The sequence below is a fragment of the Pigmentiphaga sp. genome (genome assembly GCF_019689535.1).
In the GTDB taxonomy this organism is placed as follows: domain Bacteria; phylum Pseudomonadota; class Gammaproteobacteria; order Burkholderiales; family Burkholderiaceae_B; genus Pigmentiphaga.
Map to the genome: position 1 here is coordinate 1 of NZ_JADGHH010000255.1, position 4,052 is coordinate 4,052.

General features: G+C 67.2%; 1 protein-coding gene. It reads right to left on the reverse strand.

Annotated elements, in window-relative coordinates; genetic code table 11:
• Positions 1 to 150: 150 nt before the first annotated feature.
• Positions 151 to 3,198 (reverse strand): Rne/Rng family ribonuclease, encoded by a 3,048-nt coding sequence (locus IRZ12_RS16150; RefSeq protein ID WP_296470630.1) that lies wholly within the window; start codon positions 3,196 to 3,198, stop codon positions 151 to 153.
• Positions 3,199 to 4,052 lie beyond the last annotated feature (854 nt).

Consider the following 4,052-nt stretch of genomic DNA (forward strand, 5'->3'; position numbering starts at 1 on the left):
GGCTGGGGCGCAGGCCCCTTTGCCGTTCGGGGGGCGTGAAGCCGGCCGAGTCGCCGGCGCGGCGCTAGGGAACGACAACCGGCATTTGCAGGCGCTAGACGAAAAAATGCCGCACGCCATGCGTGCGGCATTCTTTTTTACTGCCCCACGTCAGGTGCGCAGTTCGGGGCGGGTTTCGACCTGGATCAGCGCTTCGCTCACGACGGGCGGCCGAACGCGGGGTTCGCGGCCCAGCCGGATCGTCGATTCCTGCATGGAATGGCGGGCGGCCGCCAGCTTGGCGCTATCGGTTTCGACCCACTGCATGCCGGCTTGTTCGATGACGCGCAGCAGCTCGTCCCGGGAGGGGTCGGCGTCCGGCTGCGACACAACGATCTGTGTCGGCGTATCGAGAATGGACGCCGCCTGCTCGGCCTTGGCGTTGGCTTCGTCCATGGCGGGAGCCGGCTCGGGTTCGCGCTCGGGCTCGGGAGCCGGGGGCACGTCGGCCACCGCGGCGTCGACCGCCGCAGCGTCGGCCTGGGCGGGCGCCTCCTCCCCTTGGGCCTGGGCCAGCTCGGCCGGCGTTTCGGCTTCCACCGACGCGAAGGCCGCAATGACGGGTGCTTCGTCCACCTCGACCGGAGCCGGAGTGGCTTCCAGGCCCGGCTCACCGGCGGGTTCGGGCGTTTCCGGTTCGGACGTTTCCGCCGGTTGCGCCGGGGGCTGGACGACCTCGGCCACCACGGGCACGGGCGCATCTACCGGCAGCTCCTCGGCTGCGACGACGATGGGCTCGGAGACGACGGCAGGGGGCTGGGGCGGGACAGCGGCAGCCTCCTGTTGCACGGCTTCGTCGTTGCCCGTGGCCTCGTCGTCCTGCACGGAAGCATCGTCGGCCAATGCGACGCCGGCTTCGCCCTGGCGGCGGCCGCGGCGACCGCGGCGACGGCGGCGTTTGCGCTCGGGTTCACCTTCCTGGGCGCCTTCCGCAACGACGGCCTGGGTTTCCCCCTCATGCTGGGTGACCTCGGCTTGCGCCTCGGCTGCGGCCAGCGTCTGGGGTTCCTCGGCAGGCGCTTCTGGCGCAGGTACGGCGGCCGCTGCCGGAGCCATCGTCGTTGCGGCGGCGGTCACGGCGCCGACGGCTTCCTCGACGGGAAGTTCCTCACGGCGTCCGCCCCTGCGGCGGCGGTTGCGGCCGCGGGTTTCGCCGGACGATTGTTCGGAGTCTTCTACCGGGGCGGGTGCGCTACGCAGCGCGTCTTCTTGTTTGGCGGCACGTGGACGGTCGTCGCGTCGACCTTCGCGGCGAGCGGGGCGGGTGTCTTTGCGCATCTCGTCGCCGTCTTGGCGTTCGCGCTCATCGGCGCGCGGCTCGCGGTTGTCGCGACGGCGGTTGCCTTGCGCATGGCGGCGCCGGTTGCGGGGGTCGCGATCCTCGCGCGCTCCTTCCTTGCGCGGGCGGGCGTCGGTTTCGGCGGGTTCGGGCTGGCCCTTGAACCAACCCATGAGGCGCGAGATGAACCGGGAGAATCCACCGTTCTGCGTTTCGGCCTGCGCAGCTTGTTTCCCACGGCCGTTGGCGCCGTCGGTGGAAGAAGAAACCGGCGCCGGCTGCGCGGGCGTGATGCCCTTGACGATGGCCTCGGGGCGGGGTTTGACCTCGTGCTCCTGGGCCGAGTAGGCGAGGTTGGTCTCGGGGGCCTCGGCAAGCTCGAAGCTGGCCTTGGTGCTCTCTAGGCGCGGATCGTCGTGGCGCAGGCGCTCGATGCGGTGATGCGGCGTATCGAGGTGCTTGTTCGGGATCAGGATGATATTGACCTTCAGGCGCGCTTCCATCTTGGCGATGTCGGTGCGCTTTTCGTTCAGCAGGAAGGTGGCCACCTCCACTGGCACTTGGGCGTGCACGGCAGCGGTGTTCTCCTTCATGGCTTCTTCCTGGATCAGGCGCAGCACCTGGAGGGCGCTGGACTCGGTATCGCGGATGACGCCGGTGCCGTTGCAGCGCGGGCAGGTGATGTGGGACCCCTCGTTCAGCGCGGGGCGCAGCCGCTGGCGCGACAGCTCCATCAGGCCGAAGCGGGAGATCTTGCCCATTTGCACGCGGGCGCGGTCGAAATGGAGGGCTTCGCGCAGCCGCTGCTCCACGGCGCGCTGGTTCTTGCTGTCCTCCATGTCGATGAAGTCGATGACGATCAGGCCGCCCAGGTCACGCAGGCGGAGCTGGCGAGCCACTTCGTCGGCCGCTTCCAGGTTGGTGCGCAGCGCGGTTTCTTCGATGTCGCTGCCCTTGGTGGCGCGGGCCGAGTTGACGTCCACCGCGACCAACGCTTCGGTGTGGTCGATGACGACCGCCCCGCCCGAGGGCAGGGGCACCGTGCGGGCGTAGGCCGTCTCGATCTGGTGCTCGATCTGGAAGCGCGAGAACAGCGGCACGTCGTCGCGGTAGCGTTTCACGCGCTGGACGTTGTCCGGCATGACCACGCTCATGAACGCGCAGGCCTGGTCGGCGATATCGTCGGTATCGATGAGGATTTCGCCGATATCGGGCGAGAAATAGTCGCGAATGGCCCGGATGACCAGGCTGGATTCGAGGTAGATCAGGATCGGGCCGGCGTTCTCCCGGGCGGCGTTGTCGATGGCCGTCCACAGCTGCATCAGGTAGGAGAGGTCCCATTGCAGCTCTTCCACGGTACGGCCGATGCCGGCCGTACGCGCGATGATGCTCATGCCCGGCGGAACCTGGAGCTGCTCCATGGTTTCGCGCAGTTCCTGCCGGTCTTCGCCTTCGACGCGGCGGGAGACGCCGCCCCCGCGCGGGTTGTTGGGCATCAGCACCAGATAGCGGCCGGCGAGCGAAATGAAGGTGGTCAGGGCGGCGCCTTTGTTGCCGCGTTCCTCCTTTTCGACCTGGACGATTAGCTCCTGGCCTTCGTGCAAGACGTCCTGGATGCGGGCGCTACGTACGTCCACCCCCTCCTTGAAGTAGCTGCGGGCGATTTCCTTGAAGGGGAGAAAGCCGTGGCGCTCTTCGCCGTAGTTGACGAAGCAGGCTTCCAAGCTGGGTTCGATGCGGGTGACGACGCCTTTGTAAATGTTGCCTTTGCGTTGTTCGCGTCCGGCGGTTTCGATGTCGAGGTCGATGAGCTTTTGCCCATCGACGATGGCAACGCGCAGTTCTTCCTGGTGCGTTGCGTTAAACAGCATGCGCTTCATGTACGAAGTTCTCCGTGGTCGTGTCGCGCCGAAAAACCGGCGCGCAGCCTCGGGCCGTCAGGAAGATGCGCGATTCGCGGAGCGAGTGGAGAGAACCGGTGCGCGAAGTGCCGCACCACGCCGATTCAGGTCACGATGACCGGCTGGGCGGGTGTGCGCGAGGTCGGGAAAGAGCGCAGGCACCGTGGATGCCGCAGCCATTGCCCTGGAACCGCAGCCTGCGGTGGGGACGATGGACGATTGCGGGATCGAAATCAGGGTTGTTCACGGTTTGTGCGAGCCAGACAGGCACGCCTCATGGGCGAGCCTTTGCGTATACGACGACGGTTTCTCTTCTTACTAGCGTTCGCGGGCGCATATCCGTCGTTGCTTGGCTGGCTCCAGTTCTGGATGCCATTGCGGTGCGACGAGCGGGCGACCATGACGACCCGGAAGAATCCGGCGGGCGGGACGGGTACAATTCCGGCACACCTTGCGACCTGTCCAGACCCGGCGGTGCTGCCAAGGCTGCACGGCCAACCGCGAGACGTCGGCGGCATGCCGCAGCTACACGGGCACCGCGGCCGGGTTTCGGAAAGGTCTCACGCACGTCAGGCGGAAACGCCGCGACAAGCGCGTCTCGACGCCGGAAGTGCGGACTAGGGACATGCGGTCAACGTGTGCGTCAACCCTGTGCTCCAACCCGCCTGATTCCATCAGGCTTCAGGATTATATGTCGCTCCCATTGTTGCGCAAAGCGAAATTCTCTGCCGGTAGATCCCGCCCGGCCCCGCCTTCGGAAACGCCTCCGGCCCCCTCGGTGCGGCTAGTGGAGGTAGACGAAGCGCACGACGGCCAGCGGCTCGACAATTACC